Origin of the sequence: Vibrio sp. HA2012 (genome assembly GCF_002812955.1) — a bacterium.
In the GTDB taxonomy this organism is placed as follows: Bacteria; Pseudomonadota; Gammaproteobacteria; order Enterobacterales; family Vibrionaceae; genus Vibrio.
The window spans coordinates 1-17,141 of the sequence record NZ_PFXK01000004.1 but is presented as its reverse complement, the minus strand read 5'-3'; the positions used below and the strand labels follow the sequence as shown (position 1 = coordinate 17,141).

The 17,141-nt window shown below is 49.6% G+C and carries 16 protein-coding genes and 1 other RNA gene; 7 read left to right on the top strand and 10 right to left on the bottom strand.

The window, feature by feature from the left end:
- The first annotated feature begins 642 nt into the window (after window positions 1-642).
- Window positions 643-849, top strand: a complete 207-nt coding sequence (locus CSW98_RS08605; RefSeq protein ID WP_100800079.1) for a DUF1107 domain-containing protein — start codon at window positions 643-645, stop codon at window positions 847-849.
- A 162-nt stretch (window positions 850-1,011) separates the two neighbouring features.
- Here CSW98_RS08605 and CSW98_RS08600 read toward each other — a convergent pair whose 3' ends face one another.
- From CSW98_RS08600 to CSW98_RS08590, 3 genes are read right to left on the bottom strand one after another with little or no spacing between them, the layout of a single operon-like run.
- Window positions 1,012-2,235 carry an FAD-dependent 2-octaprenylphenol hydroxylase gene (locus CSW98_RS08600; RefSeq protein ID WP_100800078.1) on the bottom strand — a complete coding sequence of 408 codons (1,224 nt, stop codon included), beginning with the start codon at window positions 2,233-2,235 and terminating at the stop codon, window positions 1,012-1,014.
- Between the two features lie 2 nt (window positions 2,236-2,237).
- Window positions 2,238-3,503, bottom strand: coding sequence for a 2-octaprenyl-6-methoxyphenyl hydroxylase (gene ubiH / locus CSW98_RS08595; RefSeq protein ID WP_100800077.1), 1,266 nt, complete (start codon window positions 3,501-3,503; stop codon window positions 2,238-2,240).
- Between the two features lie 16 nt (window positions 3,504-3,519).
- Window positions 3,520-4,089: a YecA/YgfB family protein gene (locus tag CSW98_RS08590; protein ID WP_100800076.1), complete on the bottom strand. Its 570-nt coding sequence runs from the start codon at window positions 4,087-4,089 to the stop codon at window positions 3,520-3,522.
- A gap of 245 nt (window positions 4,090-4,334) precedes the next feature.
- Between CSW98_RS08590 and zapA the strand changes: the two genes are divergently transcribed.
- From zapA to serA, 5 genes are all read left to right on the top strand, one after another.
- The gene (zapA, locus tag CSW98_RS08585) at window positions 4,335-4,637 is read left to right on the top strand and encodes a cell division protein ZapA (RefSeq protein WP_100800075.1); all 303 of its coding nucleotides are present in this window, start codon (window positions 4,335-4,337) and stop codon (window positions 4,635-4,637) included.
- A gap of 20 nt (window positions 4,638-4,657) precedes the next feature.
- A non-coding RNA gene (gene ssrS / locus CSW98_RS08580) (6S RNA) lies at window positions 4,658-4,841 on the top strand.
- A gap of 3 nt (window positions 4,842-4,844) precedes the next feature.
- Entirely contained in the window at window positions 4,845-5,468 is a 624-nt protein-coding gene (locus tag CSW98_RS08575; protein WP_100800074.1) for a 5-formyltetrahydrofolate cyclo-ligase, read from the top strand.
- A gap of 143 nt (window positions 5,469-5,611) precedes the next feature.
- Window positions 5,612-6,268, top strand: coding sequence for a ribose-5-phosphate isomerase RpiA (rpiA, locus tag CSW98_RS08570; RefSeq protein WP_100800073.1), 657 nt, complete (start codon window positions 5,612-5,614; stop codon window positions 6,266-6,268).
- A gap of 390 nt (window positions 6,269-6,658) precedes the next feature.
- Window positions 6,659-7,897, top strand: coding sequence for a phosphoglycerate dehydrogenase (gene serA, locus CSW98_RS08565; RefSeq protein WP_100800072.1), 1,239 nt, complete (start codon window positions 6,659-6,661; stop codon window positions 7,895-7,897).
- Between the two features lie 83 nt (window positions 7,898-7,980).
- Here serA and CSW98_RS08560 read toward each other — a convergent pair whose 3' ends face one another.
- Both CSW98_RS08560 and CSW98_RS08555 read right to left on the bottom strand, forming a co-directional pair.
- A complete protein-coding gene (locus CSW98_RS08560) occupies window positions 7,981-8,679 on the bottom strand; it encodes an oxidative stress defense protein (RefSeq protein WP_100800071.1) in 699 nt (232 codons plus the stop codon).
- Window positions 8,680-8,738: 59 nt separating this feature from the next.
- Entirely contained in the window at window positions 8,739-9,647 is a 909-nt protein-coding gene (locus tag CSW98_RS08555) for a LysR family transcriptional regulator ArgP (protein WP_100800070.1), read from the bottom strand.
- 119 nt (window positions 9,648-9,766) lie between these two features.
- Here CSW98_RS08555 and CSW98_RS08550 point away from each other — a divergent pair, with 119 nt between their 5' ends.
- On the top strand, window positions 9,767-10,390 hold the full coding sequence (locus tag CSW98_RS08550; RefSeq protein ID WP_100800069.1) for a LysE/ArgO family amino acid transporter: 624 nt from the start codon (window positions 9,767-9,769) through the stop codon (window positions 10,388-10,390).
- A 179-nt stretch (window positions 10,391-10,569) separates the two neighbouring features.
- On the opposite strand, the gene mscS is transcribed toward CSW98_RS08550, so the two are convergent.
- From mscS to tkt, 5 genes are all read right to left on the bottom strand, one after another.
- Entirely contained in the window at window positions 10,570-11,436 is an 867-nt protein-coding gene (gene mscS, locus CSW98_RS08545; RefSeq protein ID WP_100800068.1) for a small-conductance mechanosensitive channel MscS, read from the bottom strand.
- 145 nt (window positions 11,437-11,581) lie between these two features.
- Window positions 11,582-12,658: a class II fructose-bisphosphate aldolase gene (gene fbaA, locus CSW98_RS08540; protein WP_100800067.1), complete on the bottom strand. Its 1,077-nt coding sequence runs from the start codon at window positions 12,656-12,658 to the stop codon at window positions 11,582-11,584.
- A gap of 141 nt (window positions 12,659-12,799) precedes the next feature.
- Entirely contained in the window at window positions 12,800-13,963 is a 1,164-nt protein-coding gene (locus tag CSW98_RS08535) for a phosphoglycerate kinase (protein WP_100800066.1), read from the bottom strand.
- 154 nt (window positions 13,964-14,117) lie between these two features.
- Entirely contained in the window at window positions 14,118-15,194 is a 1,077-nt protein-coding gene (gene epd / locus CSW98_RS08530; protein WP_100800065.1) for an erythrose-4-phosphate dehydrogenase, read from the bottom strand.
- Between the two features lie 222 nt (window positions 15,195-15,416).
- Window positions 15,417-17,141, bottom strand: a 1,725-nt coding sequence (tkt, locus tag CSW98_RS08525) for a transketolase (protein ID WP_100800064.1), incomplete at its 5' end; no start/stop codon positions are given.

Genomic DNA, 17,141 nt, shown 5'->3' with positions numbered 1-17,141 from the left:
CTCTTATGGGAACGGAAAAGATATTAAGTACCAGTCTGTTATCTCTTCCTACACAGGGTATAAAACGCGCAAAACAGTGACACAGATCACAAAATAAAATGTAGCACCATGAATATTTATCGATCAGTTATAAATAAATATTCACAAACAGAGAAATCCTGTACTCTCCTTTTGCCCGCCCTATTGTGTCCCTCTGCCGAACCGGCAGATATATAGCTTCGGCGGGTCAAAAGTGAATCCACTGGCTATTCACGGGTCTGTAAGGAGACTCTGGTAGTCATATCCACTTTTTGTGTAATGCATCTGTGACTATTTCGCCCGCAATTTTTTGCGGGCTTTTTTTTATTGTTTCAGTGCAAAATTTCTCATTTCTGAAAAGCCGGACTAAGCTTGATCTGTAGGAAAAACACCTGCCAGGCGCTATGTGGCTCTGGTTATTTTTTATCCGGAAAAGGTTCTGATATTTACTCAGGAAGCAAGCCCGGACAGCCTGAAAATGGAGGCTATCCTTCATTTTTGCTAGGCTTAGCACAAATCACTAAATTAGCCGGGGTTATGCATAAGTTCTCCTAATCCCGTCACAATAGTGCCACATAGGTATCTGTATAATCCGACGTGCAAGACAGATAAAAAGGATAAAATATGAGGCTGTTTAAGCGTTACACGCCAAATATGATAGCGAAACACGTGAGTCGGTTATTTAAGGGTAGAATCTATATCTACGGTGTCGGAAAGTTTGAGTTTGACAACGGTAAGTTGATTCTGCCGGAACGTGCGGAACAGCGACATTTTAAGACGGTAAAAGAAGTCAATCAGGCCATTATGAAGCTGCGCTGCTCTTATGCTTGAGAGCGGATGTAGAATAATTATTCTAAAACGGTGCTTTTTCCGGTTCCGTCTGTATTCCCGTACAGACGGATGAGGACAGGCCGCAGAATAAAGAATAAGCAACATAGAGAATAAGCAACAAAGTATGAAGAGCTAGCGGGAAAGGCCTGAAGCCTGAGCCCGCTAGTCGCTGAACGAATAATCTCTTGCCAGTTCGGGCAGTTCGCCTTTCAGCCCCAGAGCGCGCTGCATCAGTTCAGATTTGGCTCCGGGCAGTTGATCCGCCAGTTGCATGCCAAATCCGCGCAGCAGTTTTTTTACCGGATTATCCCCGTCAAACAACGCCTTAAATCCCTGCATAGCCGCTATCATTCTGGCCGCTTCCGCTTTGCGCCACCGCTCGTAAGGACGCAAATTGATCCGGGTACCGATGTCTTCTCCGGCCTTCCACAGGCGCTGAATTTCCTGAGCCAGACTTGCCGCATCCATCAGACCAAGGTTGACCCCCTGTCCGGCAAGCGGATGAATCGTGTGTGCGGCATCACCGATCAGAGCCAGCCTGTCCTGTACAAAATCCCGTGCGTAACGCATCCTGAGCGGATACCCGGCTCGCTGGCCGATCACTTCACACAGTCCCAGACTCATATCAAACTCGGCACTGAGGATTTTATTGAATTCAGGTTCGCTGACCGATAACAGTTTTTCTGCCCTGCGGGTTTCCGCTGACCAGACGATAGCACTCATATCCGGCTCAGCATGCGGCAGAAAAGCCAAAGGCCCGTATGGCGTAAATACCTGGCGGGCCACAGAACAATGCGGCTCATGGGTACGTACGTTTGCAACAATAGCAGACTGTCCGTAGTCCCAGTGGGTTAAGGGGATATCCGCCTGTTCACGCAGCCAGGAATTTGCTCCGTCAGCACCGACAATCAGTTTTCCTGTCAGGGATACGCCGCTGTCGAGCGTCAGCCAGACTTCACTTTCCCCGATGATCAGGCACTGACAGCTGTCCGGCATAAATAGGCTGACATTCTCCTGTTTATACAAAGTATCCAGCAGCGCCAGTTGTACGACCCGGTTTTCCACGATATGTCCGAGATCAGGCTGACCGATATGAGCGGCAGAAAAATCGATGCGGGCAAAGCTGTCCTGTTCCCAGACATGCATACCGGTATAAGGCGAGCTGCGGCGTTGCTCTATCCCGCTCCAGACACCAAGATTAGCCAGCACAGACTGGCTGGCACGGTTCAGTGCCGAAACCCGCACATCAGGCAGCCAGCCTAATTCGGTTTTCGGCTGTGTTTCCTCAATCACAGCGATGCGCAGATCCGATTCCTTTAATGCTGCGGCAAACGTCAGACCGACCATGCCGCCGCCAACGATGATGACGTCAAAACTCTGTATCATAATTATCTTTTCACTAATCCCAGTGTGCGCAATAAAAAAGGCATGGCCGGAGCAGAACAGGTATCCATCACCATGAGCCCAGCCTGTCTTGCCATCACTAAAGGCAGACGGTTATCAGAAAATAACGCCACCAGATGACTTGTTAAGTCTATCGTAGATAAACAATCCTGCTCTCTGCGTTGCCGGTATTGTGCAAGAAATGAGAAACTTCCGACATCTTTTCCCCCGCAAGTTGCACTATTTACTTCTGACAGAACACCATTTACCTCTGACACAACACTATTTACCTCTGAAACAGCATGGTCAGTTTCATTGCACTGTTCCGCCAGCAGTTCTGCCAGTGTCGCGACGTCCCGGATCCCAAGATTGAACCCCTGTCCGGCAACCGGATGCAGTGTCTGTGCTGCATTTCCCACGGCAACGAACCGGTGTGACACCGGCCGGTTTTTCTGCCGGATCTGTAACGGGTAAGCCGTTCTGGCTCCCGCTTTCTGCATGGCTCCCAGCCGCCAGCCGAACATCGTCTGCAGCCGCTGCAAAAATGCGGCCTCAGAAAGCTGCATTACATCTCCGGCCTGCTGTGGAGACATACACCAGACCAGTGACATACGCCCGTCACTCATGGGCAGAAGAGCCAGAGGGCCATGTGCCGTAAAACGTTCAAATGCCCGGTGATGATGCGGCTCTGCGGTGACAATATTGGCAATCACTGCGACCTGATGAACGTCGTGACAACGCTCCGTCAGCCCGAGTTGACGACAACAGCCGGATGCGGTGCCGTCCGCCGCCACCAGCAGAGAGCAGGAAATCTGTCTGCAGGAAGATAAGCTGATGATGTTTTTATCCGGACAGCGTTCAATCTTATCAACCGTATCAGGACAGAAAAAATCACCCGTGGAAGCCTGCAGTTTTCTGTGATAAATACGCCCGATATCCGCCAGTTCTGCCACATATCCCAGCGCACTGATGCCGTAATGTGCCGCAGACAGTTGCGTCATTCCGGCATGCCCCCGGTCAGAGACATGGATCTCGCGGATCGGTACGGTAAATGGCTGCAGTTCATCCCACAGGGAAAAAGATTTCAGCAGTTGTACCGAACCATAAGACAACGCAATCGACCGGGCATCGAAACCGGGATGGTCATCCCCAGCACGGAATGGTTCCACCACCGCAACAGAAAGACGCCCTTTCGCCAGCGTTTCCAAAGCCAGAGCCAGCGTGGAACCGACCATACCGCCTCCGGCAATGACGATGTCATAATGCGTCATTTTCCAAACCCTTCCGTCAATGAATGGTCGGCTCTTTGGCGCTTGCAGACGGTTTCTCGCCATATTCGGCATGGACCGTCAGGACACACACCTTAATATGTTCAATCACCTGCTCCAGCAGTTCCTCCTGTTCAGCCAGATCACCCTCTTCATCAATGCCCAGCTTAGCCATCTCTTCCAGATCCGCCAGCGCTTCTCTGACATCGTCCGGGATCTGATTCAGTGTCGCATTGGCCAGTCCAAGACCGGAAATAAAGTGATTCACCCACTCTGAAACCTCATCGGCCAGTTCCATCAGTCCGGCTTCCGACGGCAGCAGCAAAGAGAGTGTCATCATGCCGCCGGTCAGCTCTTTCGCAGCCAGTGAGAACAGGTTCTCCGCGGTTGTTAGAGCGCGAACCGGCCAGCCCATACCATCATTGGTATAATCATACAGCAGCGGCTGCCAGCTTTTATCGCTGACAGAAAGACCGCCACTCAACATGCCGGTCAGCAGCCCCTGTAATTCTGCCGGAGTTACGGAAAGGCCGGAAGACTGCAGATCAGAGGCTACAGCCGCATAGTCGGGAAGAGTTTTTTCGCTCATGGGTAATGCTCATTTAATTTGAATAAGGGCTAATCGTAACACTTCATCCAGCGGGCGAAAACGTTGGTATCAATCTGTACAGCATTTGCTCACCTTGCTGATTTCCTGACTGATCCGTATTCGATCCAATGATTCCCGTTGCGAAACCCTTGAATCTTCTTAACGCATTCCCTATAGTGCTTTCTCGGTGGTTATGCCGGTTCGGCAATAAAGACACGTCTGTTGCGAGGCAAGAGTTTCCGGGAATGAGTAATCAAGCAGTCGAAATTGAGATTTTGGGTAAGCCGATGCAGGTTAACTGTCCCCCCGGACAGGAAGACTCGCTGCGTCAGGCAGCAACCGAGCTGGATAACCGTCTGCAGGAGCTGGCCAAACGGACTCAGATCACCAATAGCGAAAAGCTGCTCACCTTTGCGGCTCTTAACGTGTGTTATGAGCTGCAAGAGTCTAAACTTGAAGTAGAGAAGCAGAAAAACCAGCTCTCTGAACGAATGCAACGCTTGAGTGCCTCTCTGGAAGAGACACTGAGCAAACTGAGTAACGATTGATCGTTTTCTCTCATAACAGTTTTACCCTGGGGTGTTTGTCAGCAGGATAACGTCCCTGAGCCGATAAGCAATACCAAAGGGTTAGTACTTGGTAGCTATTGAGCAGGCTCGGCCCGTACCGAGAAGCCTACGGTTATCATTGCTGATCCGCCTTGAACCAGCTGGTTCAAGGGTCAATATCCGCGACGGCACTCTGGGGTATCCCTTATGAAACAGACACAAAACACCACCACCTTTATCCCGACACATCAGGAAGAACGTACTAGGATCCGCCGGGACATCCGAACCCGCCGCCAGTCTTTAACGTCACTGGAACAGACCCTTGCCTGTGAAGATGCCCTGTTTAATCTGCAACAACTTCCTGTGGTTCAGTCTGCCCGGAAGATCGCAATTTATCTCTCGGTTGACGGTGAGCTGGATACCCATCCGATGATCGAGTATTTCTGGCAACAGGGGATAACCGTCTGTCTCCCCGTTCTGCATCCTTTCTCTCCCGGACATCTGTTGTTTCTTGAGTACGCACCGGACAGTGCAATGACAGAGAATAAATTTAATATTCAGGAGCCGAAGCTGGATGTCACCAAAGTGATCCCAGTGGCTGAGCTGGATATCATTTTCACCCCACTGGTGGCTTTTGACAGTGAAGGCCATCGTCTGGGCATGGGTGGCGGCTATTATGACCGCACGCTGGAAAACTGGTTCCGCTCCCGCACCGGCCCCCGCCCGGTGGGTATTGCCCATGATTGTCAGTTTGTTCAGCACCTGCCGACAGAACACTGGGATGTTCCCCTGCCTGTGGTTGTGACACCCGGCAAAATCTGGCACTGGTAACAATCTATACGGGTAACAATTTAAACTGGTAACGATCTAAACGGGTAACAACCTAAAATAGCAGGCTCGCATATTGGCTCTGCTTAGGTATATAATCCGCACGGCTATTACTCACCCCCACATTTGCTATTCAGGAGATAGGCATGACTCAAGATGAAATGAAAAAAGAAGCTGGCTGGGCAGCACTGAAATACGTTAAACCGGACAGTATTGTCGGTGTCGGAACCGGCTCAACAGTGAAACACTTCATCGATGCACTGGGCACAAAAAAGAATGAAATCAAAGGTGCGGTATCAAGTTCTGTTGACTCCACTGAAAAGCTGAAGGCTCTGGGTATTGAAGTGTTCGACTGTAACGATGTCGATAAGCTGGATGTTTATGTCGACGGAGCAGACGAGATCAACTCTGCCCGCGATATGATCAAAGGTGGTGGTGCGGCTCTGACCCGGGAAAAGATCATTGCGGCGATTTCCGATAAATTTGTCTGCATTGTGGATGGCTCTAAAAAAGTCGATGTGCTGGGTGAATTCCCGCTGCCGGTTGAAGTGATCCCGATGGCACGTGCCTATGTCGCCCGTGAGCTGGTTAAACTGGGGGGCTACCCGGTTTACCGTGAAAACGTGGTGACCGACAACGGCAATATTATTCTGGATGTTCGCGGTTTGTCTATTACCGACCCTAAGGGGCTGGAAGATAAGATTAATGCCATCGCCGGTGTGGTGACCGTTGGCCTGTTTGCTCACCGTGGTGCTGATATTGTGATCACCGGAACGCCGGAAGGTGCGGTGATCGAAGAATAATTATCATTTACCGGGTATTTCTCCCCGGTTTTTAAATGATATAAATAACTTATATATCTTATTTCGTTATTTCATTACAAACGGTGCCAAAGTGCGCCGTTTTTTTTGATTAATTGCTGTAATTTTCTTACCCAAACGACTTTTTTTTGATAGTTTATTGGGCAAGGTTTGCTGTTTGGCTCCGCTTTGCAGGGTTAAACAGTCTCCGGAAGACGCACAAGGAACTGGCTTTCTTCATTTTTATCTGTTTTATCAACAGGAAAGCTTCTGCCACTTCGTTAAGTTTTACCAAACCGCCGGCATTTTCTGCCATAAACGCGGATAACTACTGAAGTCCTCCTATCTATAATATGTGCGCCAGTTTGCATCCCATTTTAAGGACGAGAATAAATGGCCAAAGTATCACTGGAAAAAGACAAAATTAAATTTTTACTTCTTGAAGGTCTCCACCCTTCTTCTGTTGAAGTTCTGGAAGCGGCAGGTTACACCAACATCGAATACCACAAAGGCTCCCTTTCCGAAGAGGAACTGCTGGAAGCAGTAAAAGATGTGCACTTTATCGGTATCCGCTCCCGCAGTAATTTAACTGAAGAAGTATTTGCAGCCGCAAATAAACTGGTCGCCGTTGGCTGTTTCTGTATCGGTACCAATCAGGTTGATCTTAATGCTGCGGCCAAACGCGGTATTCCAGTGTTCAATGCCCCATTCTCCAACACCCGAAGTGTTGCCGAACTGGTTCTGGGTGAAATCCTTCTGCTGATGCGCGGCATTCCGGAAAAAAGTGCAGCCGCTCACCGTGGTATCTGGAAAAAATCGGCGGATGCGTCTTACGAAGCCCGTGGTAAGCGTCTGGGTATTATCGGTTACGGCCATATCGGTACTCAGTTGAGTATTATTGCTGAAAACCTGGGTATGCGCGTGTATTACTATGATATTGAAAGTAAACTTTCTCTGGGTAATGCCACTCAGGTGCATACGCTGAAAGAACTGCTGGAAAAATGTGACGTGATCAGCCTGCACGTGCCGGAAACACCGGATACCAAAAATATGATGGGCAGCGAACAGTTTGCACAGATGAAGCCAGGCTCTATCTTTATCAACGCAGCGCGCGGTACTGTGGTCGATATCCCTGCGCTGTGTGAGGCACTGGAAACCGGTCATATCCATGGTGCCGCCGTGGATGTATTCCCTGTAGAACCGAAAACCAATGCCGATCTGTTTGAATCTCCGCTGACTAAGTTCGACAACGTGATCCTGACTCCGCATGTGGGGGGCTCGACTCAGGAAGCTCAGGAAAATATCGGTATCGAAGTGGCCGGGAAACTGGCGAAATACTCCGACAACGGTTCAACCCTGTCCAGTGTTAACTTCCCTGAAGTATCGCTTCCGGGTCACAGAAACGCTTCCCGTCTGCTGCATATTCACGAGAACCGTCCGGGTATCCTGAATAAGATCAACACCATTTTCGCTGAAGACGGTATCAACATTGTAGGTCAGTATCTGCAGACGTCTGCTGAGTTCGGTTATGTGGTTATCGACGTTGAGTCCGACCGTGCCTACGAAGCGCTGGAAAAACTGAAAGGTATCGAAGGGACTATCCGTGCCCGCGTGCTGCATTCAGAAGAATAATCTACGACAGAGCCGAATTCTCTGATAGATAAACCCGCCGGAATGTGGCGGGTTTATTTTTGCTGCCGGTAACGAACTTATCGCTATGGCTTGATGCGGTAGATCACCTCGACCTGATCCCGGATCCGTATGGTGGAATCAACATACCCGGCGGCACTGCCGACTTTTGCGTCCATCGCCATGGTTCTCATCAGTACCGGCTGCTGTGCGCTATTGTGGTAGCGAACCTGCCAAACGCCATCCAGAGCAACGCCGAATCCCTGTGCCAGTGATCCGGCTTTTTCCCGGGCATCCAAAATCGCAGCATTCCGGGCAGCCTGCTGGTATTTATCCGGCTCTCGGACCTGCAGAGAAATATCATCCACCCGGTTAATACCGTCACCCAACGCACTATCAAGAATGCGGTTCAGTTTATCCAGCTCATACACACTGACCGTCAGCCTGCGTGATGCGCGAAAACCCACCAGTTCCTGTTCACCGTCTTTGGGGTAGTTATAACGGGGAGACAAGTTCAGGTTACCGCTGACGATATCATCCCGGCTGACCCCCTCTTCTGTCAGGTGCTGAATAACATCAGCCACCACCTTATCCACCCCCTGCTTGGCCTGTTCTGATGTTTTCGTCAGCTTTTCCACCTGAACACTGAATTCCGCCATATCCGGCTTGGCAATGACTTCGCCGTAGCCGGAGGTTTCTATATGAGGAAAACTGATTTCCGCGGCACAGACAGAAAACGTCAGCAGAGCCGGAACCGGAAGCAGTAAACGAACAAAATATTGCATAGAGAATCCTTATTATCAGATTGTTGCATATGATTATCATAGCCGGATAACCGGGCTGATTACCAGTGTTCCGATCGATACAGATGTTGTCTTGCGTACTGAATAATAGCGGCTGACAGCTCTTTTATCACTCCGCTTTCAAGCTGCCAGTGATGCCAGTACAACTGCTGATCGACGTATTTTCCCGGTGTGAGGTCAATGAGTTGCCCTTGTTTCAGCTCTTCCCGGATCTGAATTTCAGGGATCATACAATAGCCGAACCCGGCCAATGCCGCTTTAACACACGCTTCTGAACTTGCAACACCATGCTTTATTTCACTGATCATTTCATGGCCGAAGTTTTTCAGCACAAAACGTTCATTCACAAAATCATGCTGATCAAACGCTATCGCCGGTGCTTTCTGCAGCGTGTGGATATCCACCCCGGAGGAAAAATGGGTCTGATAAAACTCCGGGGTGGAGACGCACAGATAAGGCATGTCGCCCAGCAGTACCGCATTGCAGCCCGGCAGAGCCTGAGACGACTGGCTGATGGCACCAATCACCTCGCCCTGTTTCAGCTTATTGATGGTCCGGCGTTCATCATCCACCAGCAGATTGATTTCGATATTCCCACGCTTTATCAGGGGGGCAATGGCGGGAAACAGCCAGGTCGCCAGGCTGTCGGCATTGGTTGCCACTGAAACCAGCACTGCTTTCTCCAGCCCGTCACCGCTCAGCTCCGGCAAAATATCCTGCTCCAGAACGCAGACCTGACGATACAGTCCCAGCAGTTTTTGCCCGGCCGGCGTCACTCTGGGCGGCTGCTCGCGGACCAGAACCGGCTGTGCCAGCCATTTCTCCAGTTGTTTGATCCGCTGTGATACGGCGGACTGAGAGACACACAGTTCCTGTGCTGCTTTTTCAAAACTGCGCTGAGATATAATAGCATCCAGAGCCTCTATCCAGCGGTAATCCAGACCTCTCATCATCGCCTCCACTTAATAAGTTAAACTAATGACCTATTAATATTATTAGTTTTATTTATTTTTATCCATGCCGTATTTTATATCTCAACTAAGTATTTATTCATTTTTAAGGTATAACTATGAACATTTGGGTCTTACTGCAGGGCTTTGGTTTCGGTGCCACTATGATCATTCCTATCGGCGCTCAAAATGCGTACGTACTGAATCAGGGCATCAAACGTAACCACCACCTGACCACAGCAACCATTTGCAGTGTTCTGGATATCTTTTTTATCTCACTGGGGATATTCGGCGGCGGAGCGGTTCTGGCACACAATGAGACACTGCTGATGTCAGTGACCATTGGCGGTATTTTATTTCTGCTTTACTACGGCTATATGTCGCTGAAAAGCGCTTTTACAGCACAGGATGAAGAGACAGCAAATACCGTGATTGCCCGGGGACGAAGAGCCGTTATCCTCGGCACACTTGCCGTTACCGTGCTGAATCCACACCTGTATCTGGATACGATTGTGATCCTCGGCTCTATCGGCGGACAGTTTGAAGGGAATGACAGAGTCGCATTTGCGGTCGGCACCATCATGGCTTCGTTTGTCTGGTTCTATTCCCTTTCCATTGGCGCGGCCAAATTAGCCCCACTGCTTTCTCAGCCGAAGGTGAAAAAAGGGATTGATATCGGTGTCGGGCTGGTGATGTTTGCAATTGCCGCATCGCTGGCCAGAGGATTATGGCCATTTTTGTGACGGTTTGCGATTGGTGAGTACCTCGGGGAAGTCAATAAGTTACCAGCTCAACGAACGCGTTAATACCGGATCGTTACGCAAAGAATACGTTCCCGCATACGGGAACGTATTTGTACCACTGTCGGTTAACTGGCTACTACCGGTTAATTTACTGCAACCAGTTAATTGAGTACGACCGGTTAATCGACTTTGTTCAGATGAACATCCATTTGCGGGAATGGTATTTCGATACCTTCTCTGTCCAGTGCTTCTTTGATGCCTTGCATGGTATCAAAATAGACGGCCCAGTAGTCGGAGGTTTTTACCCATGGGCGAACCACGAAATTCACCGACGAGTCTGCCAGCGTATGCACACCAATAATTGGTTCCGGCTCTTTCAGAATACGTTCATCCGCCTTCAGGACAGAGGCCAGCACCTCTTTGGTTTTCTGCAAATCCGACTTATAGGAAACTCCGATCACCAAATCGATACGCCGGGTACTGTGGCGCGAATAGTTAGTAATCGGCCCGCTGATCACGGATGAATTGGGAACAACGACCATCTTATTATCCGGCGTAGTCAGTACCGTCTGGAACACCTGAATCGACTCGACTGAACCGGCAACACCACCGATTTCCACATAGTCTCCCGATTTAAACGGACGGAAAGCCACGATCAAAACCCCGGCAGCAAAGTTGGACAGTGAGCCCTGCAATGCCAGACCAATGGCCAGACCCGCAGCACCGATCACCGCGACCACAGAAGCGGTCTGCACTCCGATACGCCCCAGAGCGGCAATCAGTACGATGATAAACAGCAGATAGCGCACCAGTGCCGAAATAAAATCGACTACGGCTTTATCCATCTCCCGCTTATGTAAGATCTTGGATACGCTTCCGGCAATTGCCTTCACGATAATATTACCGATAAACAGGATCAGTACCGCAGAGATCAGGTTCACCCCATACTGGATCAGCAGATCAGAATTGTCCGCTACCCATTGCCCGACGCTGGACAGACTGCCGGTCACATCAAGTTCAACCGGTGTAGTTACCTCATTAGCCATTTTATCCTCTCTGATTTTTGTTGAACCTGTAAAGATTAGCGACACTCGACCAGTAAAGCTATAAAAATCACAGTAAAAAAAACCGCCCCATTTCTGAGGCGGCTTATCAGCAATATAAACTATTCTCTGTTTAAAACAGTAATAATTACAGTACGTCGATTGCGTTAAGGTCAGCAAATGCTTTTTCAAGACGAGCAACCATTGACGCCTGACCAGCACGCAGCCATACGCGTGGATCGTAGTATTTCTTGTTAGGCGCAGCTTCACCAGTCGGGTTACCGATTTGACCTTGCAGGTAATCGTGGTTGTCAGCTTCGTACTGACGCACACCGTCCCAACTTGCCCACTGAGTATCAGTATCAATGTTCATTTTGATAACACCATAAGAGATAGACTCTTTGATTTCTGCTTCAGAAGAACCTGAACCACCGTGGAATACGAAGTTCAGAGAGTTAGCAGGGATACCGAATTTTTCAGAAACGTAAGCCTGAGAATCACGCAGAATAGTCGGAGTAAGAACAACGTTACCCGCCTGGTAAACGCCGTGTACGTTACCGAAAGATGCTGCGATAGTGAAACGATGGCTCACTGCACTCAGTTTTTCGTAAGCGTATGCCACGTCTTCAGGAGAAGTGTACAGCTCAGAAGAATCCATATCAGAGTTATCAACGCCGTCTTCTTCACCACCAGTACAACCCAGTTCGATCTCGATGGTCATGTTCATTTTAGCCATGCGCTCAAGGTACTTAGCACAGGTTTCAACGTTTTCTTCCAGAGATTCTTCTGACAGGTCAAGCATGTGAGAAGAGAACAGAGGCTTACCAGTTTGAGCGAAGAACTCTTCACCAGCATCCAGCAGACCGTCGATCCATGGCAGCAGTTTCTTAGCCGCGTGGTCGGTGTGCAGGATAACAGGCACACCGTAAGTTTCAGCAACAGCGTGTACATATTTTGCACCAGCAACTGCACCAAGAATTTGTGCGCCCTGACCTTCCAGTTTAACGCCTTTACCGCAGAAGAAGCCTGCGCCGCCGTTAGAGAACTGAATGATAACAGGAGCTTTAACTTTAGCAGCTGCTTCCAGAACGCCGTTCACTGAGTCAGTGTTCACACAGTTAACAGCTGGTAGTGCGAAGCCGTTTTCTTTAGCTACTTCAAATACTTTTTGTACGTCGTCGCCAGAGATTACACCTGGTTTTACGAAATCGAAGATCTTAGACATGGAATGAGTCCTATTTTCTGTCGTATTAAATTAAAAAATCTGCAATCGTTTGCTAACAGCGGGCGGCATTGTAACAACTTTTATCAGCCCACAGCAAACGTAAAAAGGCGGGAAAAATGTCCCGCCTTATAAATCATAGCATTACGCTTTAGCACGCTCTTCCAGCATCGCAACCGCTGGAAGTACTTTACCTTCAACGAACTCAAGGAAAGCGCCGCCGCCAGTTGAAATGTAAGAAACGTCAGCTTTGATACCGAACTTATCGATAGCAGCCAGAGTATCACCACCACCTGCAACAGAGAAACCTGCAGATTGAGCGATCGCTTCTGAAATACCTTTCGTACCCGCTTCGAAGTTTTTGAACTCGAATACGCCTACTGGGCCATTCCAAAGGATTGTTTTTGCGTTACCGATGATTTCAGCAAGAGCCGCTGTTGAATCCGGACCCAGGTCGAAGATCATGTCGTCATCCTGAACATCGGCAACGTTCTTGATTTCAGCTTCTGCGTTTTCGTCGAATGCTTTCGCACATGCAACGTCAGTAGCCACTGGAATAGAACACTCTTTCATCAGTTTTTGAGCGGTTTCGATAAGGTCTGCTTCGTACAGAGACTTACCTACATTGTTACCAGCTGCTGCAATGAAGGTGTTCGCGATACCGCCACCAACAACCAGTTGGTCTGCCACTTTAGACAGAGATTCCAGAACAGTCAGTTTAGTAGACACTTTAGAACCACCAACGATGGCAACCAGCGGACGTTCTGGTTTGTCCATTGCTTTGCCCAGTGCTTCAAGTTCAGCCGCCAGAAGAGGACCCGCACAAGCCACAGGCGCGTGCATACCTACACCGTGAGTTGAAGCTTGGGCACGGTGAGCAGTACCGAATGCATCCATAACGAAGATGTCACACAGTGCAGCGTATTTCTTAGACAGCTCTTCTTCGTTTTTCTTCTCGCCTTTGTTGAAGCGAACGTTTTCCAGAACAACCAGTTCACCAGCATTCAGTTCCAGACCGTCAAGATAGTCTTTCGCCAGTTTCACTTCGCAGTCCAGTGCGTCGTTCAGGTAGTTAACAACAGGTAGTAGAGAGAACTCTTCTGCGTACTCGCCTTCTGTCGGACGACCCAGGTGAGAAGTCACCATTACTTTAGCGCCAGCTGCAATACAGTGTTTGATAGTAGGTAGTGAAGCCAGGATACGTGCATCAGACGTTACTTTGCCGTCTTTCACTGGTACGTTTAGGTCAGCACGGATAAATACGCGTTTACCTGCAAGATCCAGATCGGTCATCTTGATTACAGACATGGTTTGTCCTCTCGATTAAATAATTAAAGTTTTAACGGTTCAGCGTCATGCCAAACCAGGGAATTCTTTTACTACTTTCGGTACTACTGCACCGGAAATGGGGATTCGTTCCCCTTATTTCAAGGGAAGATATGGGTTCCCTTGTGTTTTATTCTTACTGTTCCACCACACCGGCAGACATAGCCTCCGAACAGGAATGCACAGCCGCCGTACAGGAAAACATCGCCATAGCGGTATCCAACATCCGGTTGGCGAAACCCCATTCGTTGTCACACCAGACCAGCATTTTTACCAGACGCCCGTTACTGACTCTGGTTTGTGTGCCATCCACAATCGCACTGTGCGGGTCGTGGTTGAAGTCACAAGAGACCAGAGGTGCTTCAGTATAGTCAACAATGCCCCGTAATGTACACTGAGATGCCTCAATGATGGTTTGATTTACGTCATTAACTTTCACATTTGAATTAATTGTGACACTTAAATCCATGGCCGTGACGTTAACTGTAGGCACCCTCACAGAAATTGCCTCAAACCTGTCAGAAAATTTCGGGAAAATGCGTACTATCCCTTTATGCAGTTTGGTATCGACAGGAATAATCGACTGGCTGGCCGAGCGGGTCCGGCGCAAATCCGGGTGATAAGCATCAATCACCTGCTGATCATTCATCGAAGAATGGATACTGGTTATGGTGCCTGAGTCGATACCGAAGGCTTCATCCAGCACCTTGATAACCGGTACGATACAGTTGGTGGTGCAGGAACCGTTGGACACGATATTGTGTTCCGGTTTCAGGGTATCGTGATTGACGCCATAGATAATGGTGTTATCCAGATCATTGGCTCCCGGATGAGAGAAGAGCACTTTTTTCGCTCCGGCCTGAATGTGCTTCAGACCATCCGCCTGTGAACCGTATACACCGGTACAGTCCAGTACAATGTCAATATTCAGATCGTTCCACGGCAACAGTTCTATCTCGGCCAGATGCAGCACCCGAACCCGATCGCACTCGCCACTGGCATGATGGATAAACAGATGTTCCTGATCATGGGTGATCTTTTTCCCGAACCGCCCGTGGCTGGTATCGTACTGCAGCAGATGCGCCATGGCTTCCGGCTGAGCCAGTTCATTCACTGCCACCACCTGTATCTGCTCATACTTACCGCTTTCATAAACAGCCCGCAGTACATTCCGGCCAATCCGGCCAAATCCGTTGATCGCCACTCTTAACATCCGTTTACTCTCTTACCTGTTACCTTATAGACAAACTATTCTAAAGACGCCCTCCTCTGACGACAAGAATTTCATACCCGCTTGTCGATACGCAATGAGATATATGTGTGTTTATGTCTTTCACAAGTTTGTTGTGTTCAAAAACCTCAGCCATTAATCCGGCAAAAAAAACGCCCCGTCTTATCAGAGACAGGGCGTTTAACAATCAGAAACAGCTAAGAATTAAGCCAGAATTTCTTTTGCTTTTTCAACAACATTCTCAACAGTAAAGCCGAACAGCTTAAACAGCTCGCCTGCCGGTGCGGATTCACCGAAGGTGGTCATACCCACGATACGGCCGTTCAGACCCACGTACTTGTACCAGTAATCAGCAATACCCGCTTCAATCGCAACACGGGCTGTCACGTCCGATGGCAGTACAGATTCGCGGTAAGCCGCATCCTGTGCATCAAACACATCCGTTGATGGCATAGACACAACACGTACGTTTTTGCCTTCTTCCGTCAGCTTAGCAGCAGCTTCAACAGCCAGTTCCACTTCTGAACCTGTTGCGATAAAGATAAGCTCTGGCTTGCCAGCGCAATCTTTCAGTACATACGCCCCTTTGCCGATGTTCGCCAGTTGCCCGGCATCACGAGCCTGCTGCGCCAGATTCTGACGAGAGAAAATCAGCGCTGTCGGGCCGTCTTTGCGTTCAATGGCGTATTTCCATGCCACCGCCGATTCCACCTGGTCACACGGACGCCATGTGCTCATGTTTGGTGTCACACGCAAAGAAGCCATCTGTTCTACAGGCTGGTGTGTCGGACCGTCTTCACCCAGACCGATAGAGTCGTGAGTGTACACCTGGATGTTCTGCACCTTCATCAGCGCTGCCATACGCAGGGCATTACGCGCGTATTCCATGAACATCAGGAAGGTCGCACCATAAGGCACAAAACCACCGTGCAGGGCAATACCGTTCATGATGGCGGTCATTCCGAATTCACGCACACCGTAGTGGATGTAGTTACCGGAGAAGTCGTCATGAGTCAGCGATTTGGAGCCGGACCACATGGTCAGGTTAGACGGTGCCAGGTCAGCAGAGCCGCCCATAAATTCAGGCAGTAGCTTACCGAACGCTTCCAGCGTATTTTGCGACGCTTTACGTGAAGCGATGCTGGCAGGATTAGCCTGCAGGTCTGCAATAAATGCGCTCGCTTTTTCTTCCCACTCTGCCGGCAGTTCACCATTCACACGACGCTTAAATTCAGCCGCCAGTTCAGGATAAGCCGCCGCATAAGCCGCAAACTTCTCATCCCATGCGTTTTCTTTGGTCGCACCGGCTTCTTTCGCATCCCATTCCGCATAGATATCAGCAGGGATATCGAACGGAGCCTGTTTCCAGCCCAGGAATTCACGGGCAGCCGCAATTTCATCGTGGCCCAGAGGCGCACCGTGACAGTCGTGCGAACCGGATTTGTTCGGTGAACCAAAACCAATGATGGTTTTGCAGCAAATCAGTGTCGGCTTGCCGGTTTCCGCTTTTGCCGCTTCAATCGCTGCGTTGATGGCCGCACTGTCGTGGCCATCGACCGCCGGGATAACATGCCAGCCGTACGCTTCAAAACGCTTCGCCGTATCATCAGCAAACCAGCCTTCAACATGACCATCGATAGAGATACCGTTGTCATCCCAGAACGCAATCAGTTTACCCAGGCCCAGAGTCCCGGCCAGAGAGCACGCTTCGTGGGAAATCCCTTCCATCAGACAGCCGTCACCCATAAATACGTAGGTGAAGTGGTCAACGATATCGTGGCCGGCCTGATTGAACTGTGCAGCCAGAGCGCGTTCAGCCATCGCCATACCAACCGCGTTAGTAATGCCCTGACCCAGAGGACCGGTTGTGGTTTCGATACCCGGTGCGTAACCGTATTCAGGGTGACCCGGTGTTTTGGAATGCAGCTG

What these genes read in the sequence shown, in the direction of transcription:
- CSW98_RS08605 (WP_100800079.1), top strand. Translation starts at nt 643, where the DNA reads ATGAGGCTGTTTAAGCGTTACACGCCAAATATGATAGCGAAACACGTG.
- CSW98_RS08600 (WP_100800078.1), bottom strand. Translation starts at nt 2,235, where the DNA reads ATGATACAGAGTTTTGACGTCATCATCGTTGGCGGCGGCATGGTCGGT.
- ubiH (WP_100800077.1), bottom strand. Translation starts at nt 3,503, where the DNA reads ATGACGCATTATGACATCGTCATTGCCGGAGGCGGTATGGTCGGTTCC.
- CSW98_RS08590 (WP_100800076.1), bottom strand. Translation starts at nt 4,089, where the DNA reads ATGAGCGAAAAAACTCTTCCCGACTATGCGGCTGTAGCCTCTGATCTG.
- zapA (WP_100800075.1), top strand. Translation starts at nt 4,335, where the DNA reads ATGAGTAATCAAGCAGTCGAAATTGAGATTTTGGGTAAGCCGATGCAG.
- CSW98_RS08575 (WP_100800074.1), top strand. Translation starts at nt 4,845, where the DNA reads ATGAAACAGACACAAAACACCACCACCTTTATCCCGACACATCAGGAA.
- rpiA (WP_100800073.1), top strand. Translation starts at nt 5,612, where the DNA reads ATGACTCAAGATGAAATGAAAAAAGAAGCTGGCTGGGCAGCACTGAAA.
- serA (WP_100800072.1), top strand. Translation starts at nt 6,659, where the DNA reads ATGGCCAAAGTATCACTGGAAAAAGACAAAATTAAATTTTTACTTCTT.
- CSW98_RS08560 (WP_100800071.1), bottom strand. Translation starts at nt 8,679, where the DNA reads ATGCAATATTTTGTTCGTTTACTGCTTCCGGTTCCGGCTCTGCTGACG.
- CSW98_RS08555 (WP_100800070.1), bottom strand. Translation starts at nt 9,647, where the DNA reads ATGAGAGGTCTGGATTACCGCTGGATAGAGGCTCTGGATGCTATTATA.
- CSW98_RS08550 (WP_100800069.1), top strand. Translation starts at nt 9,767, where the DNA reads ATGAACATTTGGGTCTTACTGCAGGGCTTTGGTTTCGGTGCCACTATG.
- mscS (WP_100800068.1), bottom strand. Translation starts at nt 11,436, where the DNA reads ATGGCTAATGAGGTAACTACACCGGTTGAACTTGATGTGACCGGCAGT.
- fbaA (WP_100800067.1), bottom strand. Translation starts at nt 12,658, where the DNA reads ATGTCTAAGATCTTCGATTTCGTAAAACCAGGTGTAATCTCTGGCGAC.
- CSW98_RS08535 (WP_100800066.1), bottom strand. Translation starts at nt 13,963, where the DNA reads ATGTCTGTAATCAAGATGACCGATCTGGATCTTGCAGGTAAACGCGTA.
- epd (WP_100800065.1), bottom strand. Translation starts at nt 15,194, where the DNA reads ATGTTAAGAGTGGCGATCAACGGATTTGGCCGGATTGGCCGGAATGTA.